17 protein-coding genes are annotated in these 20,747 nt (G+C 61.5%); 7 read left to right on the forward strand and 10 right to left on the reverse strand.

All coding sequences use genetic code 11. The features are described from left to right. Positions 1 to 87: 87 nt before the first annotated feature. Complete coding sequence (locus HMPREF2604_RS04520) at positions 88 to 1,326, reverse strand: MFS transporter (RefSeq protein ID WP_046647863.1); 1,239 nt, start codon at positions 1,324 to 1,326, stop codon at positions 88 to 90. A 246-nt stretch (positions 1,327 to 1,572) separates the two neighbouring features. Between HMPREF2604_RS04520 and HMPREF2604_RS04525 the strand changes: the two genes are divergently transcribed. The 4 genes from HMPREF2604_RS04525 to nagE all read left to right on the forward strand — a co-directional run bounded on the left by HMPREF2604_RS04525 (position 1,573) and on the right by nagE (position 6,745). Then, the gene (locus tag HMPREF2604_RS04525) at positions 1,573 to 2,451 is read left to right on the forward strand and encodes a poly(ethylene terephthalate) hydrolase family protein (RefSeq protein WP_070563552.1); all 879 of its coding nucleotides are present in this window, start codon (positions 1,573 to 1,575) and stop codon (positions 2,449 to 2,451) included. 177 nt (positions 2,452 to 2,628) lie between these two features. Further along, on the forward strand, positions 2,629 to 3,786 hold the full coding sequence (locus tag HMPREF2604_RS04530; RefSeq protein ID WP_070563555.1) for an N-acetylglucosamine-6-phosphate deacetylase: 1,158 nt from the start codon (positions 2,629 to 2,631) through the stop codon (positions 3,784 to 3,786). A gap of 19 nt (positions 3,787 to 3,805) precedes the next feature. After that, positions 3,806 to 4,585 (forward strand): glucosamine-6-phosphate deaminase, encoded by a 780-nt coding sequence (nagB, locus tag HMPREF2604_RS04535; protein WP_046647861.1) that lies wholly within the window; start codon positions 3,806 to 3,808, stop codon positions 4,583 to 4,585. 42 nt (positions 4,586 to 4,627) lie between these two features. Then, on the forward strand, positions 4,628 to 6,745 hold the full coding sequence (nagE, locus tag HMPREF2604_RS04540; protein WP_070563558.1) for an N-acetylglucosamine-specific PTS transporter subunit IIBC: 2,118 nt from the start codon (positions 4,628 to 4,630) through the stop codon (positions 6,743 to 6,745). Positions 6,746 to 6,871: 126 nt separating this feature from the next. Here nagE and HMPREF2604_RS04545 read toward each other — a convergent pair whose 3' ends face one another. Next, positions 6,872 to 8,530 (reverse strand): acyl-CoA synthetase, encoded by a 1,659-nt coding sequence (locus tag HMPREF2604_RS04545; RefSeq protein WP_070563561.1) that lies wholly within the window; start codon positions 8,528 to 8,530, stop codon positions 6,872 to 6,874. 169 nt (positions 8,531 to 8,699) lie between these two features. Here HMPREF2604_RS04545 and HMPREF2604_RS04550 point away from each other — a divergent pair, with 169 nt between their 5' ends. From HMPREF2604_RS04550 to HMPREF2604_RS04560, 3 genes are all read left to right on the forward strand, one after another. Further along, entirely contained in the window at positions 8,700 to 9,515 is an 816-nt protein-coding gene (locus HMPREF2604_RS04550; RefSeq protein ID WP_070563564.1) for a GDSL-type esterase/lipase family protein, read from the forward strand. Between the two features lie 63 nt (positions 9,516 to 9,578). After that, on the forward strand, positions 9,579 to 10,730 hold the full coding sequence (locus HMPREF2604_RS04555; RefSeq protein ID WP_070563566.1) for an S-(hydroxymethyl)mycothiol dehydrogenase: 1,152 nt from the start codon (positions 9,579 to 9,581) through the stop codon (positions 10,728 to 10,730). Further along, entirely contained in the window at positions 10,731 to 11,366 is a 636-nt protein-coding gene (locus HMPREF2604_RS04560; protein WP_070563569.1) for an MBL fold metallo-hydrolase, read from the forward strand. Positions 11,367 to 11,394: 28 nt separating this feature from the next. On the opposite strand, the gene HMPREF2604_RS04565 is transcribed toward HMPREF2604_RS04560, so the two are convergent. From HMPREF2604_RS04565 to HMPREF2604_RS04600, 8 genes are all read right to left on the reverse strand, one after another. Continuing rightward, complete coding sequence (locus tag HMPREF2604_RS04565; protein ID WP_070563573.1) at positions 11,395 to 12,189, reverse strand: cytochrome c biogenesis CcdA family protein; 795 nt, start codon at positions 12,187 to 12,189, stop codon at positions 11,395 to 11,397. Between the two features lie 81 nt (positions 12,190 to 12,270). Next, positions 12,271 to 13,140 (reverse strand): DsbA family protein, encoded by an 870-nt coding sequence (locus HMPREF2604_RS04570; protein ID WP_141746425.1) that lies wholly within the window; start codon positions 13,138 to 13,140, stop codon positions 12,271 to 12,273. A gap of 177 nt (positions 13,141 to 13,317) precedes the next feature. Beyond that, positions 13,318 to 14,184: a glucose-1-phosphate thymidylyltransferase RfbA gene (gene rfbA / locus HMPREF2604_RS04575; RefSeq protein WP_070534049.1), complete on the reverse strand. Its 867-nt coding sequence runs from the start codon at positions 14,182 to 14,184 to the stop codon at positions 13,318 to 13,320. 124 nt (positions 14,185 to 14,308) lie between these two features. Next, positions 14,309 to 15,742, reverse strand: a complete 1,434-nt coding sequence (locus HMPREF2604_RS04580) for an ATP-binding protein (protein ID WP_070563576.1) — start codon at positions 15,740 to 15,742, stop codon at positions 14,309 to 14,311. A 78-nt stretch (positions 15,743 to 15,820) separates the two neighbouring features. Next, positions 15,821 to 17,185 carry a sugar nucleotide-binding protein gene (locus tag HMPREF2604_RS04585; RefSeq protein ID WP_070563579.1) on the reverse strand — a complete coding sequence of 455 codons (1,365 nt, stop codon included), beginning with the start codon at positions 17,183 to 17,185 and terminating at the stop codon, positions 15,821 to 15,823. A gap of 6 nt (positions 17,186 to 17,191) precedes the next feature. Beyond that, complete coding sequence (rfbB, locus tag HMPREF2604_RS04590; RefSeq protein WP_070563582.1) at positions 17,192 to 18,196, reverse strand: dTDP-glucose 4,6-dehydratase; 1,005 nt, start codon at positions 18,194 to 18,196, stop codon at positions 17,192 to 17,194. 32 nt (positions 18,197 to 18,228) lie between these two features. Then, positions 18,229 to 19,587 carry a M1 family metallopeptidase gene (locus HMPREF2604_RS04595; RefSeq protein WP_070563585.1) on the reverse strand — a complete coding sequence of 453 codons (1,359 nt, stop codon included), beginning with the start codon at positions 19,585 to 19,587 and terminating at the stop codon, positions 18,229 to 18,231. An 80-nt stretch (positions 19,588 to 19,667) separates the two neighbouring features. Beyond that, positions 19,668 to 20,747: an alpha/beta hydrolase gene (locus tag HMPREF2604_RS04600; protein WP_070561521.1), complete on the reverse strand. Its 1,080-nt coding sequence runs from the start codon at positions 20,745 to 20,747 to the stop codon at positions 19,668 to 19,670.

Here is a 20,747-nt window from a genome sequence, read left to right on the forward strand (position 1 = left end):
CTCACCACACCGCTACCATTTCAGTCTTCTGAACACACCGGTACCAAAAACTCGCATCTGACAGTAGATTTACTACAGAATTGAATGCTATTTGTTGTCGTAGTCTTGGTCACCGGAGGCACCGTACATGGTGGTCTTCAGAATTGGCCCCAGAGTGAGGATAGAGGTGCCAAACCCTGATACGACAAGGGCCGCAGCTGGGCCGATGGCACTTACAACAGGTGCCCCGATGATGTATCCAATAAGCATTGCGGAGCTGTTAATTGAACCCATCGTAGAAAGGGCTTTGGGTTTCACTTCATCAGGTACGGATCCGACAACGATTATGCGTAGTGCGGCCACCTGAGCAGCATTGCAGACTCCGCCCAGGAGGAAACATGGGATGCAGAGCCACAATGAGGGAAATAGTCCAGGTAAAGCTATGAAACACCCCATAGCGAATCCTGCCCCGGCCAGGACTTTCCCAGCGTTCTGTGAGTGAAGGCGAGCTGAAAGCCGTGCGCCAAAGATGCGGCCCACGATAAATGCTTGGGCAATGATGGCATATAACGTACCGCTGACGTGGAGGGTCTGTGTCGCATAGAAGACAAGCGAAACGTTGAAAATCGAGGTGCAGATAATTGCTCCCCAAATGCTGGTTAACGCGGACCGAGCGCTTCTATTCTTCAGCAAAAGGGAAGGTGCTTCGAGGACCTTCTGGAGAAAACTCGGTGAAGAATCTTTGGTTTCTGAATGAAGCAGTGTTTTCGGGGGCGAGGATTTATAAAGGAAATAAAAAGCAAGTAGCGAGACTCCAACGGCGCAAGCTTCAACGAAGAGCGCTGTCTGCAGGTTTCTTTGGTCCAGTAGTAATCCACCTAGAGGTGGTCCAAGGAATCCACTGCCAAGTCGGGCTGTGTCCAAGAGGGAGAAGGCTTTCGCCTGCTGTCCTTCGCCGACCTGAGAGTCAGCGATGGTGAAAATGGATGGAATTGACAGTCCGCTTAAGCATGCGGTGACGAGATTTCCGACAATGAGGATCAATGGCTCTGGATAGGCTGCCATTGATAACAGGCCCAGAAGATCTAAGAAGAGTGCAGCAAGCGCAATGTGATAGCTGTTGAATTTGTTGAAGAGTGGGGCCAGAAAGGGGACTGCAAAAACTTGAGCGCAAGTACCCGAGATGAAGATGCTTGCCACCAACAGTTCGCCTTTGTTGAGTTCGGCGAAGTGGAGTGAAATCGAGAGGCTGGTCATTGACCCGCACACTGACAATAAAAAATATGTGGCGGTCAAGGTGTAGATAGATGAAAGTCCTTCGTCACCACTGTTTCTAGGGGGATGCATTTAGGCTGCAACTGTTTCGTTGCCCTGGCCGCTGAACGGACCTGAACCTCCTACTGTGACTACTTCGGAAAGCGTTTCGGAGGTAAGCATTATTTCTCCCATATGTGATGACGATTACATACAACGAGGTAATGATGTGAGTCTCTCATTTCAAGGGCGTAGCGGAGGCAGCTCTTGCACTGTGTACAGGAAAAAGTAGTGCTAGCGCTAGTGACCTTCGCTCTCGTGCGAAACACAATAAAGAGCATGAAAAAGCTTGTGGTTGGCATTACTGCCGTGGTGGCCGTGATTGTGGTGGCGTTTGTCGGGTTTGTGGGATTCATGCAGTGGGTGGACGCAGACAGCGTGACCGGTGATGATGGCGTGGCCGCCGGATATAGCGCTGAGACAGGTGGCCCGCTGGAAGCGTCGTTTGCGGGCGAGGGGCCGCACGAGGTCGACGTGCGGCGTGATGGCGACGTGACCGTTGCGGCGCCGACAGGCACGGGACCATTTCCGGCGGTTGTCATGGCTAACGGCACGAACACGCCGCTGAGCAGCTACCTGCCCGTGGCGGAACACCTAGCCAGTTGGGGCTTCGTGGTCGTCGGCGATGAGACTCCCCAAACCGGAACCGGGGAGAATGTCGTGCACCTAATTGAGCGCTTACCGGAACTGGATTCTCGCGTGGACAGATCACGGGTCGGTATTTTCGGACACTCACAGGGCGGCGCGGGCGCTATCAACGCAGCGTCCCACACGGAGGTAGCAGCTGTGTATACGGCGAGCCCGGCCTCCCACAAGGTGGCAAAGTCCAATGACTGGGACTACACCACAGCGGGCGTCGAGGCACCGTTGTTCTTGATGACGAGCGATGGCCGTTCAGACCGCTGGCTTGTCAGCCCGTGGTCAGACTTGCAGGAGAGCTTTGAATCAGCTGGTGGTCCGGCAATCATTGCCCGCCGTCTAGGCGCGGACCACAAGGACGTTTTAGAGTTCGGGGACGGCTATGCCACCGCGTGGTTCCGCTACATTCTTGCTGATGATCCTGATGCGCGAGACGTGTTCGTTGGCACCTCACCAGCGGGCGCCGGTGAGCTAGCGAGCAACGCGCTTTGGGACCGAGTGGCCACCCGCGGCTGGTAGCTCGCCGGGCCTTTCGACATTCCGCGCGGTGCACCTAACGCGCTAAAAGTCATCTGCGCTCACACACCCCCTTCGGAGGAAGTGTGGTTCACAAAAATTGGTAGCCCTGATAAATTTCAAGTGAATTGTCAACCGGGCTGCGCCACGTCAGCCCGTACAAGCGGGACCGAATGAACCATGCAGACAAAGGAGAAAGGCCACGTCGAGGGCCTCTACATTGATGAAAACTTCGAGCTGCGCGCTGGGGCCGTCACGTTCGGAGAGAGTATTGAGGGCATAGTGCTTGGCGACGTCCCCCAAGCCGAGGCCGCCTGGCGTGCCGGGGACCCGGATACGCTGCTGTGGGTGCCCGGTTTCGTGGATCTGCACAACCACGGCGGTAACGGCGGGGGATTCCCCAACGGCGACTACGAGCAGTGTCTGGCCGCAGCCCGCTTCCACCGCGCACATGGCACCACGACGTTGCTGGCCAGCTTGGTCTCCGGCACACAAGAAGAGCTGTGCGCCCGAGCGGAGCTTTTGGCCCAGCTGGCTGAGGAGGGCGAAATCGCCGGCATCCACATGGAAGGCCCCTTCATCGCGGCGGCTAAGTGCGGCGCGCAGGACCCTTCGCGCATCGTGCCCGGTGACCCGGACTTCTTCCGCGCGGTCATCGCCGCGGCCCGCGGCCACCTGCGTTCGATTACCTTTGCGCCGGAGACGGAGAACGTCGACAAGCTGCTCGAAGTCTGCGCGGAGCATGGCATCATCGCCAGCCTGGGCCACACCGAGGCCGATTACGACACCACGCTGAAGGTTATCGCCCAGGCCAAGGAGCTCGGCGTCACCGTGACCGGCACGCACCTTTTCAATGCCATGCCCTCCATCCACCACCGCGCGCCAGGCCCTGTGGCCGCCTTACTCACCGCGGCGAAGGCGGGTGATGCGGCCGTCGAGCTCATCGCCGATGGCGTGCATCTTGTCGACGGCACCGTGGACATGGCTCACAACCCCCGCGCCTTCGCCATCACTGATGCCATGGCGGCGGCCGGCATGGCCGATGGTGACTATGCGCTGGGTTCGCTGCCTGTCACCGTGAGCGGGGGAGTCGCGCGCGTGCCCAGCGGTGCTATCGCGGGCGGCACCTCTACTTTGTCCCAGCAATTCGCCAGCTTCGCCGCGCGCCATGGTCTGGGCGAGGCGGTGCGTTTTACCTCCACCACGGCCGCCGACGTGTTGGGGGAGACGAATCTAGGCCGCATCGCGGTTGGCGCGCGCGCCAACCTGGTTGGCCTTAACTCTCACTACCAACCGGTGCGCGTCATCGTCGACGGCGCGGACATCCCACTCTCTTAAACACACAGGAAGGCATCTCATGGAAATCCTCATCCGCTCCACGCCGGCCGAAGTGGCCGTGGAGGCCGCTGACATCTTCGCGCACTACGCCAACGCCGGCGCCACCTTGGGCCTGGCCACAGGATCGACCCCGGTAGCGATGTACAAGGAGCTCATTACGCGCCATGAGCGCGGCGAGGTGAGCTTTGCCCGCAGCCGCGCATTCCTGCTCGATGAATACATCGGGCTGGAGCGTACCCACGAGCAGTCCTACTATTCCACCATCCGCCGCGAATTCACCAGCCACGTGGATTTCGATGATGACCTGGTAAAAAGCCCCGCTGGTGACTCCGATGACCCCGCCACCGCCGCGGCCACCTATGACAAGGCCATCCGTGATGCCGGCGGCGTGGACATCCAGCTGCTGGGCATCGGGGCCAACGGGCACGTCGGCTTCAACGAGCCGTCGAGCTCCCTGCAATCACGCACCCGCATCAAGACGCTGCACCCGCAAACCGTGCAGGACAATGCCCGCTTCTTTGACAACGAAGACGAGGTCCCGCGCCACGTGCTGACCCAAGGATTGGGCACCATCAGTGAGGCCCGCCACCTGCTCTTGTTGGCCACTGGCAGCAACAAGGCCAGCGCGGTCCACGCCATGGTGGAAGGCCCGCTCTCCGCGCACTGCCCCGCGTCGATCCTGCAGTGGCACCAGCGCGCCACGGTGATCCTCGATGAAGCCGCCGCCTCCCAGCTGGAGGACCGCGAGTACTACGTTTTCGCGGACAAGCACCGTCCGCACCGCCCACTCTTTTCCTAAAAACTCCATCTAATTCCTTACTAGTGTGAAAGGACTCCTCGCATGAAAATCGATGTCATGGGGCCGCTGCAGCGGCTCGGAAAAGCCCTCATGGGCGCTGTGGCGGTGCTGCCCGTCGCGGCGATCCTCAGTGGTGTTGGCTACTGGATCTCCAGCGCGGCTGGCCCGGATAACCTCGCCGCCCAGCTGCTGATCAGCTCCGGCGACGCGGTCCTGGCCAACCTGGGCTGGATCTTCGCCATCGCCATTGCCTTCGGCCTGGCTAAGGATTCCAACGGTGCCGCGGCACTCTCTGGTTTCCTGGCCTTCGCCACGTTTATGAAGCTGCTCGGCCCGGAGGCCGTGGCAGGCTACCGCGGCATCGAAGACCCCACCGCGCTGACCGGCGATGAAGCCCTGGAATGGGCCTCGGAAGGCTGGAACGCCGTGGGCGGCGGCAACGTCCTCTTCGGCATCCTCGCCGGCGTCATGGCGGCCTGGGTATATAACCGCTTCCACGGCACCAAGCTGCCGGACTTCCTGGCCTTCTTCTCAGGCCGGCGCCTCGTACCGATTCTTACCGCCGTCATCGCCATAGTGATTTCCGGCATTCTCTACTTCGTGTGGCCGTTCATCTACAACGCGCTCTTTAACTTCGGTACCTCTATCCAGGGCCTGGGCGCGGCGGGTGCCGGCATCTACGGCGTGGCCAACCGCCTGCTCATCCCGACTGGCCTGCACCACGCGCTGAACTCCGTCTTCTGGTTCGATGTCATTGGTATCAATGACATCGGCAACTTCCAGGCCGGCCAGAAGACCATCGAGGCAGCCGCGGCCGCCACCTCCGCCGCTGACTGCCCGGGCATTTGGGCCAACGGTCAGTGCACGGTCGAGGGTGTCGTCGGCCGCTACCAGGCGGGCTTCTTCCCAGTCATGATGTTCGGCCTGCCGGGCGCGGCGCTCGCGATGTACCTGCGCGCGGATAAGAAGAAGCGCAAGGTCGTCGGCTCGCTCATGGCTGCTGGCGCCTTGGCTTCCTTCTTCACCGGCGTGACCGAGCCGCTGGAGTTCTCCTTCATGTTCGTCGCTCCGCTGCTCTACGTGGTGCACGCGTTGCTCATGGGCCTGTCCGTCTTCATCGCGTCCACCATGGAGTGGACTGCGGGCTTCGGCTTCTCTGCAGGTTTCGTCGACATGCTGCTCTCCTCGCAGAACCCGCTGGCTAATAAGTGGTACATGCTGCTGGTCATGGGCGTGGGCTTCTTCTTCCTTTACTTCGTCATCTTCTACTTCCTCATCGGCTGGCTCAACCTTAAGACCCCGGGCCGCGGCGAGGACGAAGCCGAGGACGCGGAGGATTCCGTCAGCGGCGATGACAAGACCGCAGCCGATGCCGCCCGCATTATCGAAGGCCTCGGCGGTAAGGACAACATTGACTCACTGGACTACTGCACCACGCGCCTGCGCGTGGGTGTGAAGGAGCGCGCGCTTGTCGATGACTCCGTGATCAAACGCGCCGCCGTCTCCGGCGTGATTCACCCCTCTGAGAAGAGCGTCCAGGTCATCGTGGGCCCGGCCGTACAGTTCATGTATGACGAGGTCAGCCACCAGCTGCGCCACGGTTCCCCGGTCCTGGCTACGGCGGGTGCCGCGGGTGCTGCAGCCAGCGTGCCGGCCAGCGCCGCTTCCGCCAAGAGCGTCAGCGGTGAGACGGACGTCGACGTGCATGCCCCGTTCGCCGGAGACGTCGTCGAGCTCTCCCAGGTCCCGGATGCCTCCTTTGCGCAGGGCATGGTGGGCGAAGGCTTCGCCGTGATGCCGGATCCCGTCGATGCCTTCGACGTCTGCGCCCCGGTAGACGGCACCATCACCATGGTCTTCAAGACACGCCACGCCTTCGGCATGCAGACCGCGGATGGGCTGGACCTGCTCATTCACATCGGTATCGACACCGTGGAACTCAAGGGCGAAGGTTTCACCGCCCTGGCTAAGAAGGGCGATACCGTCACTGCCGGCACGCCGATCATCGCGGTGGAGGCGCAGAAGCTACGCGAGCGCGGCGTCAACCTCATCACCCCGGTGGTGTGCCCGACGGCCAAGCAAGTCGCTGGAGTCGACATTGCTCGCGAGGGCCATACCCAGCCAGGCGAGGTTGCTGCAACCGTCAAGCGCAGCAGCTAGCGGGCTGGATTAAATCCCAGACACAAAAACTGCCCGAGTTGCCAAAAACAACGTTGTTCCTTGCGGTGAGGGGCGAAGGTTTTGGCAACTCGGGCAGTTTTGGCTTGGGGGCCTAAAAAGCGTGGGCTAGTCGGTGCCGTGCAGCAGGCGCGGCACCACCTTGCCCGTGGCATTGCGCGGCAGCTTGTCCAGGAAGTGGACATCGCGCGGCACGGAGTGGTCGGCGAGGTTCTCGCGGACCCAGGCGCGGATGGCGTCGGCAGTCACGGCGTTGCCTAGGGCGTCCCGCGTAGTCACCGCCCACACGGCGATGCGCTGGAAAGTGGTTTCATCCTCCACACCGCCGGCATGCACCTCCGCGATGCCCGGCATGGCCTCGAGCACCTCGGTCACCGACTGCGGGTGCACGTTCTCGCCGCCGACGATGATCATGTCATCCGCGCGGCCCACCACATGTAGGTAGCCCTCGGGGTCGATGTAGCCTAAGTCCCCGATGGAAATGAGGCCATCGACCTTGTTGAGCGGGATCTTGGGGTTGGTATAGCCAATGAGCGCGGTGGAATTGGTCAGGTAAATCTCACCGACCTCGCCGCGGGGAACCTCGTTGCCTTCCTCATCGAGGATGCGCAACTTGGTGCCGGAGGCAATCTTGCCGCCGATGGTGGGATCCTTGGCCACCTCTTCCATGCTGGCCGTCGATGCCAGCGCTAGCTCCGTGGAGCCATAGACATTGCAGAGAATCGGGCCGAAGCGCTCGTGGGTTTCCTTGACGATCTCCGGGGTGAGCGCATGCCCGGCGGAGGCAATGAACTTCAAGCTCGAGGTATCAAAGGCCGAGTCCGGGTCAACCTCAACCATCTGGCGGAAGAAGACGGGGGAGGAAAGCAGACCATCGAGCTGGTAGCGCTGGATATCATAGAGTGCGGCCGCCGGGTCAAAGACGCGGCGGGTGACGATGGTATTGCGCAGGCCCAACGCGATGTTGAGGCAGGCCCAGCCCCACGTGTGGAAGATGGAGGCGGTCATCTGCACCTTCTGGTCCCCGCGCCACGGCACCGCATCCACGATGGAGGCAACCACCACCGGCAGCGTCGGCTCTGGACGCATAATTCCCTTGGGGATGCCCGTGGTGCCGGAGGACATCAGCACGATATGCCCGTGCTTGGGCCAAGTGGGAAGCTTGTGCTTCTCGACGTCCCGCGGATTCTCCACGATCTTGCGCAGCGTTGCCGCTTGCGCCAGCTCGGTAGGGATCTCTTTACCGGACTCGTGGCCAATCACCACGTGCAGGCCAGCAATGGTGCTAGAGCTGTCGAGGCGGTCGATGAATTCATCATCGATAACGAGCACGTTGATGCGGTTTTCCTCGATGCACCCGGCGAGCTGCTCGGGGGAGGAACCGACGTTGAGCAAAAAGATGTGTGCCCCCGCATAACCCTTGGCGGCCAGCGGGGTGATGATGCCGCGGCCATTGCGGGCCATCACGCCGAGGCGAATCTCCTCCAGCCCCAATGACAGCAGCCAGCGCGCGAAGGTCTGGGATTCTTCGCGCAGCTGGCGGTAGGTGAGGGCCCCGTCGTCGTCGATAAGCGCCAAGCGTTCCGGGCAGGTCATGTATGCCTGCTCTACTTCGCGGGCGGTGGTGAAGCGGTAACGCGCGAGGACCGGCGCGGTCAGGGCCACCGCCCGTGGCCCGCCGGCGGGGCTAATGAGGCCGGCGCGGAAGAGCGAAGGGATAAAGCGCGCGAGGGCAGCGGCGTGGAAGGTTACATCAGAAAGCTTCATAAGGTTCTCATCGAGGGGAGGGGAGAAGAGGTTACGGAGACGGCGGACTCGCCACAATTAAAACTACAAACTGTTAAAGGTGTTGCTATTGTTACATAAGCTTAGACCGTCAACGTAGTCTATTATGGTTTCGGTCTAGAACATACTCTTTCGGAAGGACATTAGTCACGTGAAGTCTACTCAGCGCATCGCTGCTCTCTGCGCCTCCCTCCTCGTGGCGGTAGGCCTGTCCCAAGCTCCGCAGGCAGTTGCCGGCGAGCGAAACCTCGTCGCCTTTGGTGATTCCGTGCTGGCGGATCCGCAACTTGATACCTACCTGGCCTCTCGGGTGGGCTCTTCTCAGCGCAACCCGAGCCTGAACTGCCCGTCTGGCAATAACTACGCCAAGCGCACCGCCGCCAAGCTGGGTATGCCGGTGGCGGACTTCTCCTGCTCTGGTGCTGTGTCCATGTCCCAGGGCCCGCAGGTGAACGCGCAGATCGACGATGCCATTCGCCGCGGCGCGCTCAGCGGGGATACGCAGCGCGTGCTCTTCTCCAGCGGTTTCAACGACACGTACAACAACGCCGGGCTTTCCGACGGTGACCTGCGCGCCCGCTGGGTCGGCGCCAACGCGCCGCTGATTCACAAGATCCGCGCGGCGGCCCCCAACGCCCGCATTCAGATTGTGGGCTACCCGACCATCGGCTCGGGCGACCGCTACTGCCTCCTCCACTTTGGCCCGAAGCCGGCCGACGCCACGGCCCTGCCGATGGTGCAGCGTTATGAAAACGTCGCGCAGTGGATGCAGGTGGATTTAGCGCGTGCCACCGGAGTTGAGTTTGTGGACATGAAGCCGATGACCTGGGATCGCGGTATGTGTGCCGATGCCGACAAGCGCCTGTGGGCGGGTCTGGTGGACTTCTCCGCGGGGCCGGGCAACCTGCCGCTGCACATTAATGCTCGCGGTCACGAGTTTGTGGCCAACCACCTCGCTAGCTTCTAGAGGGATTTGAATCTTGTTGGGCCCGGGCGACGCCGCCCGGGCCTTTCGCGTACCCTCGCGGACATGGCTGTTAATGAAAACGTAAATGAAAATAACTCCCAGCAAGGTCCGGAGGTTGTCCGCGGCGTGATTGCGCGCGCGAAGGGCGAGCCCGTCGAGACCGTCAACATCGTCGTGCCCGCCCCGGGCGAGCACGATGTCGTGGTCAAGATCCAGGCCTGCGGTGTCTGCCACACCGACCTGGCTTACCGCGATGGCGATATCGAGGATGCCTTCCCCTTCCTGCTCGGGCACGAGGCGGCGGGCATCGTTGAGCGCGTGGGCGATGCCGTTACCCACGTTGAGGTCGGGGATTTCGTGGTCCTGAACTGGCGCGCGGTGTGCGGCGAGTGCCGCGCCTGCAAGAAGGGTGAGCCGAAGTACTGCTTCAACACCCACAACGCCTCCGCGAAGATGACGCTCGCGGACGGGGATAAGGATGCCGGCACTGAGCTCACTCCGGCGCTCGGCATCGGCTCCTTCGCCGAGAAGACCCTGGTCCACGAAGGCCAGTGCACCAAGGTCAACCCGGAGGCGGATCCGGCCGCCGCGGGCCTGCTGGGCTGTGGCGTGATGGCCGGTTTGGGCGCTGCGGTGAATACTGCGGACGTCAAGCGCGGCGAGTCCGTCGCGGTCTTCGGCTGCGGTGGCGTGGGCATGGCGGCCATCGCCGGCGCGGCGTTGGCTGGTGCCTCCAAGGTTATCGCCGTGGACCTGGACCCGGACAAGCTGGAGCTGGCTAAGAAGTTCGGCGCTACCCACACGGTTGCGGCGAAGGACAAGTCCGAAGAAGAGGTCATCGAGGCCGTCCGCGAGCTCACCGAGGGCTTCGGCACCGACGTGGCCATTGACGCCGTGGGTATTCCCGTTACCACCCGCCAGGCCTTCTACTCCCGCGACCTGGCCGGCCGCATGGTCATGGTGGGCGTGCCGAACCTCACCAGCCGCTTCGACGTCCCGGCCATCGACTTCTTCGGCCGCGGCGGTTCACTCAAGTCCTCCTGGTATGGCGACTGCCTGCCGGAGCGTGACTTCCCCATGTACGTCGACCTCTCCTTGCAGGGCCGCTTCCCGCTCAAGGATTTCGTGACCGAGCGCATTGGTCTCGACGACGTGGAAGAGGCTTTCGCTACCATGAAGGCCGGCAAGGTACTTCGATCCGTAGTGGAGCTGTAAATGATCATTGAACAGTTTGTAACTTCAGGAAAGTTCCGCCTCGACGGCGGCGAGTGGGACGTGGACAATAACGTCTACATCCTGGCCGCAGGTAACGCTACTAGCGACGCCGAGTGCTACATCATCGATCCTTCCCACGACGCGGAGCGCGTCATCGAAGAGGTGGGCCAGCGCACGGTCAAGGGAGTGATCCTCACCCACGCACACAACGACCACTGCGAGCTCGCTCCCCAGGTGGCTGAGCACTTCGATGTGTCCATCTACCTGCACCCGGATGACCGCCCCCTGTGGGAGGAAACACACGAGGACGCGACCTTCGTTCCGCTGGAGGATAACCAGCTCTTTACCGTGGGCGATAGCGACTTCGTGGTCTTCCACACGCCGGGCCACTCGCCGGGATGCGTGGTGCTCTACATCGCGGATGAGGCCACGCTTCTGTCGGGCGATACTCTCTTCAACGGCGGGCCCGGCGCCACCGGCCGAAAGTACTCCGACTTCGACGTCATCATCGAGTCCCTGCGCAATCGCGTGTTGAACCTCCCGCCGGAGACCCGCGTCCTGCCGGGCCACGGCGATGAGACCACTATTGGTGCTGAGGCAGCGCGCATCGATGAGTACGTCGCGCGCGGCTACTAACTCTTAAACCTTGGCCTAGAGCTTAGCTCTAGGCCGGCGTGCGGGCGGCCTTTACTCCTGCCACCACCGTGGCGGCGAGTGAAAGTCCGAACCAGACCCACGCATCCGCCACGCCCGCGCTGAAAGCGCGGGCTTTTTCTTGCACTGCGAACTGCGTATCCGTGCTTAAGACCGCGGGCAGGGTTGCGCTGCCGTAGCTCACAATGAACAGCACGCCGATGAGCACGAAGAATGCGCCCGATACGAGGGAGAGGGTATTCGTGCGCACGGGGCCCAGAGTGACTTCGCGTCCGCGAAGCCACGACCACGAACCCACATCGAGGCGCTCCCACAGCGCGGCCAGCACAAAGAGCGGTGCGGCCATGCCCGCGGCATAGGCCACCATGATGAGCCCGCCGTAGAGCGCGCTTCCCGACGCAGCGGCCGTGGTGAGGACAGCGCCCAGGAGCGGGCCCGCGCAAAAGCCGGCGAAGCCATAAACCGCGCCGAGCAGAAATACCTTGCCCCGTGCTTTGCCGGACAGGGCATCCATGCCGGGGATGCGGAAACCACCGCCTAGGGCGGTAAAGATTCCCAGCGCAATGATGATCCAGCCTGCCACCGTGATGACTTGGCTACGATACTGCGCCAGCACCGCGGCCAAGCCCATGCCGATGGGCACCAGCGTGGTGCACAGGCCCAAAAAGAAGACCATGGTCTTGAACAGCAGCTGGCGCTGCGAATCGAAGGCATAGGCAAAGAAGGCCGGTACCAACAGCGCTGAACAGGGGCTGATCAAGGTCAGCACGCCGGCGATGACGGCGCCAAAGATTCCGATGCTCACAGGCTCACCCCCACTGCATAACCGCCCAATAAGGCGGTCAAGATAACCAGCGCGATGAAGACCCACACGATCAACGGTGGTTTAGGCATTGGCCGCCTTTCCCAGCTGCTCTTGGATGATCTGTTCAAAAGCCTCGGGCGGCTGCGCGCCGCCGACAAACTGATCTCCCACCACGAAGGCCGGGGTGCCCGTAATGCCGATCTGGGAGGCATAGCGGGTGGCCGTTTCAACGACCTCAGTGTAGGTATCATCCGTGGCCTGCTGGCGGAACTTATCCAGGTCCGCAACGCCCGCCTTCTTGGCAAACTTCATGAAGTCCTCGATGCCGAATTCCGGGTGGCCACTGATGTCCTTGCTGGCGGCATAGAGCTCGTGCTTGAACTCTTGGAACTTGCCCTGCGCCGCGGCCGCGCGCCCAGCCTTGGCGGCCTCGATGGCGGCGGGGCCGTTCACGGGGTAGTCATTCCACTCGATGCGCACCAGGCCCTTTTCCACGTACTTCTTAAGGATATCCGGCTCGGTGACATTGGCGTGGCGGGAGCAGAACGGGCACTCGAAATCGGAGAACTCCGAAATCACCACGGGCGCATCCACCGCACCCACGGCGAAAGGATCGTTTTCCTTCTTGCGGTGCACCACCGTGATATCCCCGGACATGGTGTCACCGCCGGGCCCGAACATCATCGGGTCACCCTTCCCATCGGAGAACTTTGTGCCGGGCGTGGCCTTGGCGGCATCCTTCGCTAGGTCTTCGGCTGTCGCCGTGCTCGTTGCGGTCTCCTGCGCTGCGGGAGTGCTTTCATCGCCGGAAGAAGTGCGCTCTGCAAGCAGGAAGCCAATGATGACGGCCAAAATTACAACGATCACCAACAATCCCCACGCCACGGGGCTGATGGTGGATAGCGCTGATTTCTTCGAATCACTGGTGGGGCGAGAGGATGAACTAGGCATGCGATTACCTTAACGCGTTTAGGCCCGTTTGGGTGAGGCGGCTCCTGATACAGGGCGGGGGACGCCTAAGAACGTCCTGAAACTAGGCGGGGAGGCTTAAGCACGTACGGATCGATCAAATAAGGCTTCAGAACCCGTTGGTTTTCGGACCTTATTTGATCGATGTGTACCTCGGCCTCAGCCCTCTTGGGCAGCGGCGAGAAGATAACGGCCATAGCCGGACTTCAGGAGGGGCTCTGCCAGCTCCGTGAGTGCCGCGGCATCGATGAAGCCTTCCGCAAAGGCTGCGACCTCTGGCGAACCAATGACGGTGCCGGTACGCTTCTGCATCACCTCGACGTAGGCCGAAGCCTCACTCATGGAGTCCACCGTGCCGGTATCCAGCCAGACATCACCGCGCTGCATGCGCTTGACGCGCAGCCGCCCGCGGCGCAGGTACTCCTCATTGACGGCGGTGATCTCTAGTTCCCCGCGCGCGCTGGGCGTGATGGACTTGGCAATCTCCACCACGGAATTGTCATAGAAGTACAAGCCGACCACAGCGTGGTTGGACTTGGGCGCGGCGGGCTTTTCCTCGATGGATAGAGCCTGGCCTGCGGAGTCAAAGTCCACAACGCCATAGCGCTGCGGATCGGAGACCTCGTAGGCAAAGATGATGCCGCCGTCTGGGCGGTGGCATTCGTTCAGCGCGGTGGAGAAGCCGTGGCCGTCAAAGATGTTGTCACCCAGGACAAGGGCCACGTCATCCTCGGCGATGAAGTCTTCGGCGATGAGGAAGGCCTGGGCCAAGCCTTCGGGGCGCGGCTGCACCGCATAGTGCAGCATGAGGCCGAGCTGGGAGCCATCGCCAAGCAGGCGTTGGAAGGCGGCCTGGTCTTCTGGGGTGGTGATGATGAGGATCTCGCGTATGCCGGCCTGGATCAGGGTGGTCAGGGGATAGTAGACCATCGGCTTGTCATAGATGGGCATGAGCTGCTTCGAGATGCCCTTGGTGATGGGGTAGAGGCGGGTTCCAGAACCGCCTGCGAGAATGATGCCCTTCATGGGCTTTAAGCTTATCGGAGGGGTCTCGCGCTGGGGTGTGGCGGCGCGGGCTGGCGAGCATAACACTTAACTTCCCACATAACATAACACGTGGGAAGTTAAGTGTTATGTTGAGTGTTATGCTCTATTTGCGCAGCCTGTAGCGCTGTTTAGGGCTGCGTCCGGGTTCAGTCTTTTCGGCGATGTTATCGCGGATGAGCTCATTAAGCGCTTTCTGTACCGCTGTCCGGCTGAGCTTTGTAGCCTCAACTAATTCGGTTGTAGATACGGACGGGCTGCCGTGGAGTAGGTGTTCCACATGGTCACGTGCGGTGCCATAGCGTTCCTGGGTGGCTACCCTGCGGCGGTGGAAGATGATGGTGAAGCTGTCGAGCCGGTTGATAATTTCCGGTTTGGGCATGAGTGCGTCAGCTAAGGCCTGATGGATGGTGGCGATGCCCGTGCCGCGGTTCTCTGCGGCGACGCCGCCTTCCGGTAGGGGAATGTCCTCTAGGAACGTGGCAAGGCGTTGATTGCGGGTAGAGCTGACGCCAGCTTCTCCAAGATTTCGGAGCGTAACCCCGCCATATAGGCCTCCCGGATTGGTGATTTCCAAGCGATCGACGAACATGTTGATTTGCACCTGACTGCCGCGAGCAGTCGGGGAGTAGTCACGGTGCATGAGCGCATTGACTAGTGCTTCACGAACAGCGACCAGTGGATAATCCGGAAGTGCGGTCCGGGATTTATCGCCGATAAAGCCGGCGGTGCGCATGTTCTTCTTTACGATGTCGATGCCTTCGCTCACGAGCTCTGGAATCGTGCCGTGAAGGGTAGCGCTGTCGAGGAGGCGAACGCCCGTGGTGACATCACCTTTCGACGTTCCGGGGAACAGGGCGAAGGTGACCGTTAATCGAGGGAAGAATTCCTGTGGGTAGTCTCCCATGACAAGGAGTGAGGCCAGCGTAGGGTGGCCGTCCTTGAGGACTCGCAGGCGCTTGAGGGCTGTGTCCTGTCCATTCGCAAAGGTCTTGGGGCGGCGCTCCTTCTGCACCTGGAGGAAGCCGTCAAGAGTGGCACCCTCAATGTCTTCCAGTGTGGCATCTGGGATGACGTCCTCATCCCAGGTTGGTTGTGTGTGCTCTTCAACGAGTCGATTTACTTCGTACTGGGACAGGCGCGTATCACCATCGCCGGTGCGAATATAGCTTCCTTTGTACAGCCCCCTTTCGGCCACATAGCAGGGCTTATCGCGCGCGGGAAGCTCGTCGATCTCTGCGACGAGTATGTTGCTGCTTTCAAATTCGATGATGTCGATTTGCGGGCGGACCGGCGGGATGAGCTGTTGGCAGCGAGTCTCCAATTGGTCTTGGGCGGTGGAGGCAGAGAACTTCTTAACTGGGGTGAAGCCGTCCTGCTCTGAAAGGCCGATGATGAGCGTCCCGCCGTTCCCGTTTGCGAAGGCACTGAGCGTGGAAAGTACTTCCTTGCTGACGGAAGATTTTACCTCTACGGATTGCTTATCGCTGCCGATAACTCGCAGCTGTGCAATTAACTCATCAAGCTCAGAAGGGGTCATGAGCAGGCCTTTCTCTCTACATGCCACTCAACATAACACATAACATAACACGTGGGAAGTTAAGTGTTATGTTGAGTGTTATGCTGGGTAAAGCCCCAGGTAGAGTGCCAAAGCGGCCCGCCAATTCATAGGTTTAAAGCCGGTGGCTTCAATCTTGGACAGATCGAAGGTGGACTCCTTCGGGCGGGGAGCCTCGGGCCCGGCGATCTCGCGGTACTGCTCGGTGCTCACCGGCGTGACATCCGCAGGGTCTTGGCCCACGCCGGTGAAGACGGCCATGGCGATTTCATCGCGTCCCACCGCATCACCGGAGTTGGAGATGTTGTACACGCCGTACTCGGCTTCGGTCTTGAGCAAGTGGATGATGCCCTTGGCCAGGTCCTCGGCGAAGGTGGGGCGCCCGCGCTGATCATGGATGACGGAGGGCTTGACCCCCTTATCCGCCAAAGAGCGCATCGTGGCCATGAAGTTCGCGCCATCGCCGAAGACCCACGAGGTACGGATGACATAGTGGCGCGGGGCGGTTTGTGCAGCCGTATCGCCCGCGGCTTTCGACGCCCCGTAGGCCGAGAGCGGGGAGGGCATCTCCTCCTCGGAGTGGACCTCTTTAGAGCCATCAAAGATGTAGTCGCTAGACACGTGCACCAAGGTCAGGTTATTCTCCGCCGCAATGCGCGCGAGCTTCGCCGGTGCGGAAGCGTTGACCGCCCAGGCCGCGGCGCGATCGTCCTCCGCGCCGTTGACATCGTTGTACGCCGCGCAGTTGATGATGGCGGAGTACTGCTTCCACGGGCGGGCAGGCGGGTTGGTGATATCGAAATCCTCGTGCCCGCAGAACTCCACAGCACCCAAGCCAGCAGAAGGCAGGAACTTCTTTAATGCGCGGCCCAGCTGCCCGTTGGCGCCGGTGACCAGGATGCGGCGAGGGGGCATGGGGGAGACGTCGGCAAGCGCGGGGTGCCCCTTGTCCTTGTCGGAGATCTCCGTCGGCTCCAGCGGCCAGTCCACCATGTCCAGGTTGACGCAGGTGTATTCCGCATCCGGGGACCAGTGGTCATTGACCAGGTAGGAGTAGGCGCAGGCCTCCAGTGCCTGGAAACCGTTGGCCACGCCGCGCGGCACGAAGACCGCCACGTCCTCGCGCAGCTCGTGGGTCACCAGCTGCCCGAAGGTGGCAGAGCCCTCGCGCAGATCGCACCACGCGCCGAAGGCCCGGCCGGAGGCCACGGAGACCAGCTTGTCCCAGGGCTCCGCGTGCAGCCCGCGTGTGACACCCTTCTCCGCATTGAAGGAAACGTTGTTTTGCACCGGTTGGAAGTCTGGCAAGCCGGCCGCCACCATTTTCTCGCGCTGCCAGTTCTCCTTGAACCAGCCGCGGTTATCCCCGTGGACGTCGAGCTGAACAATGAGCAGGCCCTCGATGGCCGTTGACTGCACCTTCATGGCTATTTATTGTCCTTGCTTCGCGTAGTTGGCTTCGACTTCTTCCTTGCCCGCGCGCCACCACTCCTCGTGGGCGCGGTACCACTCAATGGTGGCGGCCAGGCCCTCCCGCAGATCCGTGTAGCGCGGGGCCCAGCCCAGCTCGCGGCGCAGCTTGCTGGCATCCATGGCGTAGCGCTGGTCATGGCCCGGGCGGTCCGCCACGTGCTCAAAGCGCGCCCGGCCATTATCCGTCGCCCCCATGAGCTCACAAATCATCTCGATGACCTGGCGGTTATTCGTATCCTCCTGGTCGGCGCCGATGTTATAGGTCTCCCCAAGGCGCCCGCGGTCCAGGATGGCGAGCACCGCCTCGTTGTGGTCATCCACGTGAATCCAATCCCGCACCTGCTCGCCGGTGCCATAAAGCTTGGCGGGCTGGCCTAGAAGCAGGTTGGTGATCTGCCGCGGAATGAACTTCTCAATGTGCTGGTAGGGGCCGTAATTATTGGAGCAATTCGAAATGGTTGCCCGCAGCCCAAAACTGCGCACCCACGCGCGCACCAGGTGATCCGAACCGGCCTTCGAGGCCGAATAGGGCGAAGACGGGTTATAGGGAGTTTCCTCCGTGAAGTAGGTATCGGCGCCGATCTCTAGGTCCCCGAAGACCTCATCGGTGGAGACATGATGGAGGCGCACATCGTGGCGGCGGCAGGCCTCCAGCAGCACGTAGGTGCCCATGATGTTGGTGTGGAGGAAGGGCGAAGGATCCCGCAGGGAGTTGTCATTGTGGGATTCCGCCGCGAAGTGCACCACGGTATCGGCCTGGGCCACGAGCTTGTCGACGACCCCCTCATCCGCCACGTCCCCCACCACGAGCTCGGCGTCCACGCCGTCGAGGTTGGCGCGGTTGCCCGCGTAGGTGAGCTTATCCAGGACGGTGATCTCCACCTCAGGGCGCTGCTGGGCCACGAGCCGCACGAAGTTTGCACCAATAAAGCCGGCGCCGCCGGTAACAAGCAGTCTGCGCATGGTCTCCCAGTTTAGAGCATGGCAGCGCAGTATTAAGCCGGGAACTGAGGCAGCGCCTCGTGGTTGAGCCATTCATCCAGAAGTGCGTCCACGGCAGAGGGATCAACAGCCACCGCACGCAGACGGCTGATCAGGTCGTCCGGGGTCACAGTGGAATGCTGCGCGGCGGAGAGGTACTCACGGACTGTGAGGAAGAAGAGCTCATCGCCCAACAGACGGCGCAGCGCGTGGACGGTCAGAGCGCCGCGCTTGTAGACGCGGTCATCAAACATATCGCGCGTACCAGGATCACTGAGCACGATGTCCTGCTTCTTGCGGGCCAGCACCTGATAGTGCGAGCGTGCCGATTCATGTGCTGGGCGGCCGTGCGCGTGCTCAAACCACAGCCACTCGCAGTAGCAGGCGAAACCTTCGTTGAGCCAGATATCCTTCCACTCCGAAAGGCCCACGGAGTTGCCGAACCACTGGTGGGAGAGCTCGTGCGCGATGAGCCGTTCGAAGACGTGATCGCCCTTGACGTGGTTGGAGCCGAAGATGGACAAGCCCTGGGCTTCGAGGGGGATTTCCAGCTCATCATCGGTGATGACTACTTGGTAGTCGGCGAAGGGGTAGTGGCCAAAGAGCGCAGAGTAGAAATCCACCATCTCCTGCTGCTGGGCAAATTCTTCGAGTACTACCTGCTTGAGGCGGGCCGGTGCCCACGCACGGACGTTGGGGCCGAGGGGAATGTCGATGTATTCGCCGACCTGGACCGTGGCCAGATAGGTGGCCATAGGGTGCTTGACGCGGTAGTGCCAGCGCGTCATGGATCCGCCCGCGCGGCGGCGGGAGACCAGCTTGCCGTTGGAGATGACAACGAAAGGATCGTCGGCGGTGATACGAATATCGTAGGTGGCCTTCGCGGACGGGGTGTCATCACAGGGGAACCAGCTGGGCGCGCCGTTGGGCTGGCTGGCCACTAGCGAGCCTGACTCTGTTTCTTCCCACCCGATGTCACCCCACGGCGTGCGCAGCGGGCGGGGTGCTCCGCCATACCGAATGCAAAGCTCAAACTCTTGGCCTTCGGCGATCATGTCGGCGAAGTTTAGGCGCAGCTTTCCGCCGGACAGGCGGAATTTGGCCACGCGCGGCGCGTGCTTCGCCGTGATGCGGCGAGCCACCATAGCGCCGCCGAGGTCGAGGGTGAGCTTGTCTAAGTCCTCCAGCGCACGAATATGGAGCACGGCTTCACCCTGGAGCAGGTTGGGCTCCACGCGGTAGGTCAGATCCAAGTCATAGTGGGTGACCTCGAAGCCGAGGTTGAAATCCACCCCCGTGTAGCTATCTCGAGTGAGTGCGGCGCGGTCGCGAGCGGCTGAGATATGCGAAAGGGCGGTGGAAAGCAGCTTCATAATGCCGCTATCCTACCGCCCTTGTCCGGCTTGTCCGAAGCCAGGGGAGCGCGCACGGTGTGACGTGCGCGGCTTGCTGTTTAGGAGTTGAAGGCTTCCTCAAAGGTAGGCCAGGACTTCACCAAGTCCTCGCGCCAGCCCGGCCAGGAGTGCGTACCCACATTGCGGAAGTTGTAGTTTGCGGGGATGTTCTGCTGATCCAGCTTTGCCTTGAGCATGTGGGTGCAGTGGTTCACGGCCGCCTCGATGACGCCGCCTTCTACCTGCAGCTGCGCTGAGCCCAGATAAGCAGCCGCCGGGTTGTATCCCTTGTTGATGTAATAAGACGGCGTATCCTGCTCACCCGCGAAGCCCGATGCCGAGGAGATGTACAGCTTGGTGCCACGCAGCTTCTCGGAGTTCATCAGGGCGTCGTTGTAGCGGTTGTAGGCAGAGCCCATCGGGCCCCACATCTGCTCCGGCTGGCCGCCACCGCGGTTGACGGTGAGGCGCAGGAACTCATACTCGGTGGGGTAGGCGGTTGCGGCACAGCCGGCGAAGGAACCGACCGCGTCATAGAAGCCCTGATTGTGCTGGGCAAGCAGCAGCGAGGACGTCGCAGACATGGACATGCCGGCGATGGCGCGCTTATTGCTTGCGTTCAGACGCTCCTCCAGTGGGCCAGGAAGCTCCTTGGTCAGGAAGGTCTCCCACTTCTGCGGGCCCTTGAGGTACTTGCCGTTGGGCTCTTCCAGCCAGTCGGTGTAGTAGGAGAAGGCGCCTGCCTGCGGAACCACAACGTTGACGTCTTTGTCCGCGTAGAAATCCACGACATCGGACATGTACAGCCAGTCGGAATCTTGCTCGGCGGAACCAGCGCCGTTGAGCAGGTAGACCGTCGGGCGGTCCGGGTTCTTGGCCGGGATGACAGCCAGCGGAATGGCGCGGCCGTTCATCGCCGGCGACGTAGCTTCCAGCTTGAGAACGCGGGCATCATCCTTGTAGTGGTCATACCACTTCTGGCTCTCCACCTCCGGGGTGACCTGCAGGTCCGAGATGGTGGATAGGGCAGTGTCACCCGCAACCTGCTGCGGGGTGATGGTGGCAGCACCTGCAACGGGGCTGACCAGCGCGGCTGCGCTGAGCGCGCCGGCGGCGAGGAGAGAGCTAAGACGCTTCAT

The organism is Corynebacterium sp. HMSC055A01, assembly GCF_001809405.1.
Lineage (GTDB): Bacteria > Actinomycetota > Actinomycetes > Mycobacteriales > Mycobacteriaceae > Corynebacterium > Corynebacterium hesseae.

What these genes read in the sequence shown, in the direction of transcription:
- HMPREF2604_RS04520 (WP_046647863.1), bottom strand. Translation starts at nt 1,326, where the DNA reads ATGCATCCCCCTAGAAACAGTGGTGACGAAGGACTTTCATCTATCTAC.
- HMPREF2604_RS04525 (WP_070563552.1), top strand. Translation starts at nt 1,573, where the DNA reads ATGAAAAAGCTTGTGGTTGGCATTACTGCCGTGGTGGCCGTGATTGTG.
- HMPREF2604_RS04530 (WP_070563555.1), top strand. Translation starts at nt 2,629, where the DNA reads ATGCAGACAAAGGAGAAAGGCCACGTCGAGGGCCTCTACATTGATGAA.
- nagB (WP_046647861.1), top strand. Translation starts at nt 3,806, where the DNA reads ATGGAAATCCTCATCCGCTCCACGCCGGCCGAAGTGGCCGTGGAGGCC.
- nagE (WP_070563558.1), top strand. Translation starts at nt 4,628, where the DNA reads ATGAAAATCGATGTCATGGGGCCGCTGCAGCGGCTCGGAAAAGCCCTC.
- HMPREF2604_RS04545 (WP_070563561.1), bottom strand. Translation starts at nt 8,530, where the DNA reads ATGAAGCTTTCTGATGTAACCTTCCACGCCGCTGCCCTCGCGCGCTTT.
- HMPREF2604_RS04555 (WP_070563566.1), top strand. Translation starts at nt 9,579, where the DNA reads ATGGCTGTTAATGAAAACGTAAATGAAAATAACTCCCAGCAAGGTCCG.
- HMPREF2604_RS04560 (WP_070563569.1), top strand. Translation starts at nt 10,731, where the DNA reads ATGATCATTGAACAGTTTGTAACTTCAGGAAAGTTCCGCCTCGACGGC.
- HMPREF2604_RS04570 (WP_141746425.1), bottom strand. Translation starts at nt 13,140, where the DNA reads ATGCCTAGTTCATCCTCTCGCCCCACCAGTGATTCGAAGAAATCAGCG.
- rfbA (WP_070534049.1), bottom strand. Translation starts at nt 14,184, where the DNA reads ATGAAGGGCATCATTCTCGCAGGCGGTTCTGGAACCCGCCTCTACCCC.
- HMPREF2604_RS04580 (WP_070563576.1), bottom strand. Translation starts at nt 15,742, where the DNA reads ATGACCCCTTCTGAGCTTGATGAGTTAATTGCACAGCTGCGAGTTATC.
- HMPREF2604_RS04585 (WP_070563579.1), bottom strand. Translation starts at nt 17,185, where the DNA reads ATGAAGGTGCAGTCAACGGCCATCGAGGGCCTGCTCATTGTTCAGCTC.
- rfbB (WP_070563582.1), bottom strand. Translation starts at nt 18,196, where the DNA reads ATGCGCAGACTGCTTGTTACCGGCGGCGCCGGCTTTATTGGTGCAAAC.
- HMPREF2604_RS04595 (WP_070563585.1), bottom strand. Translation starts at nt 19,587, where the DNA reads ATGAAGCTGCTTTCCACCGCCCTTTCGCATATCTCAGCCGCTCGCGAC.
- HMPREF2604_RS04600 (WP_070561521.1), bottom strand. Translation starts at nt 20,747, where the DNA reads ATGAAGCGTCTTAGCTCTCTCCTCGCCGCCGGCGCGCTCAGCGCAGCC.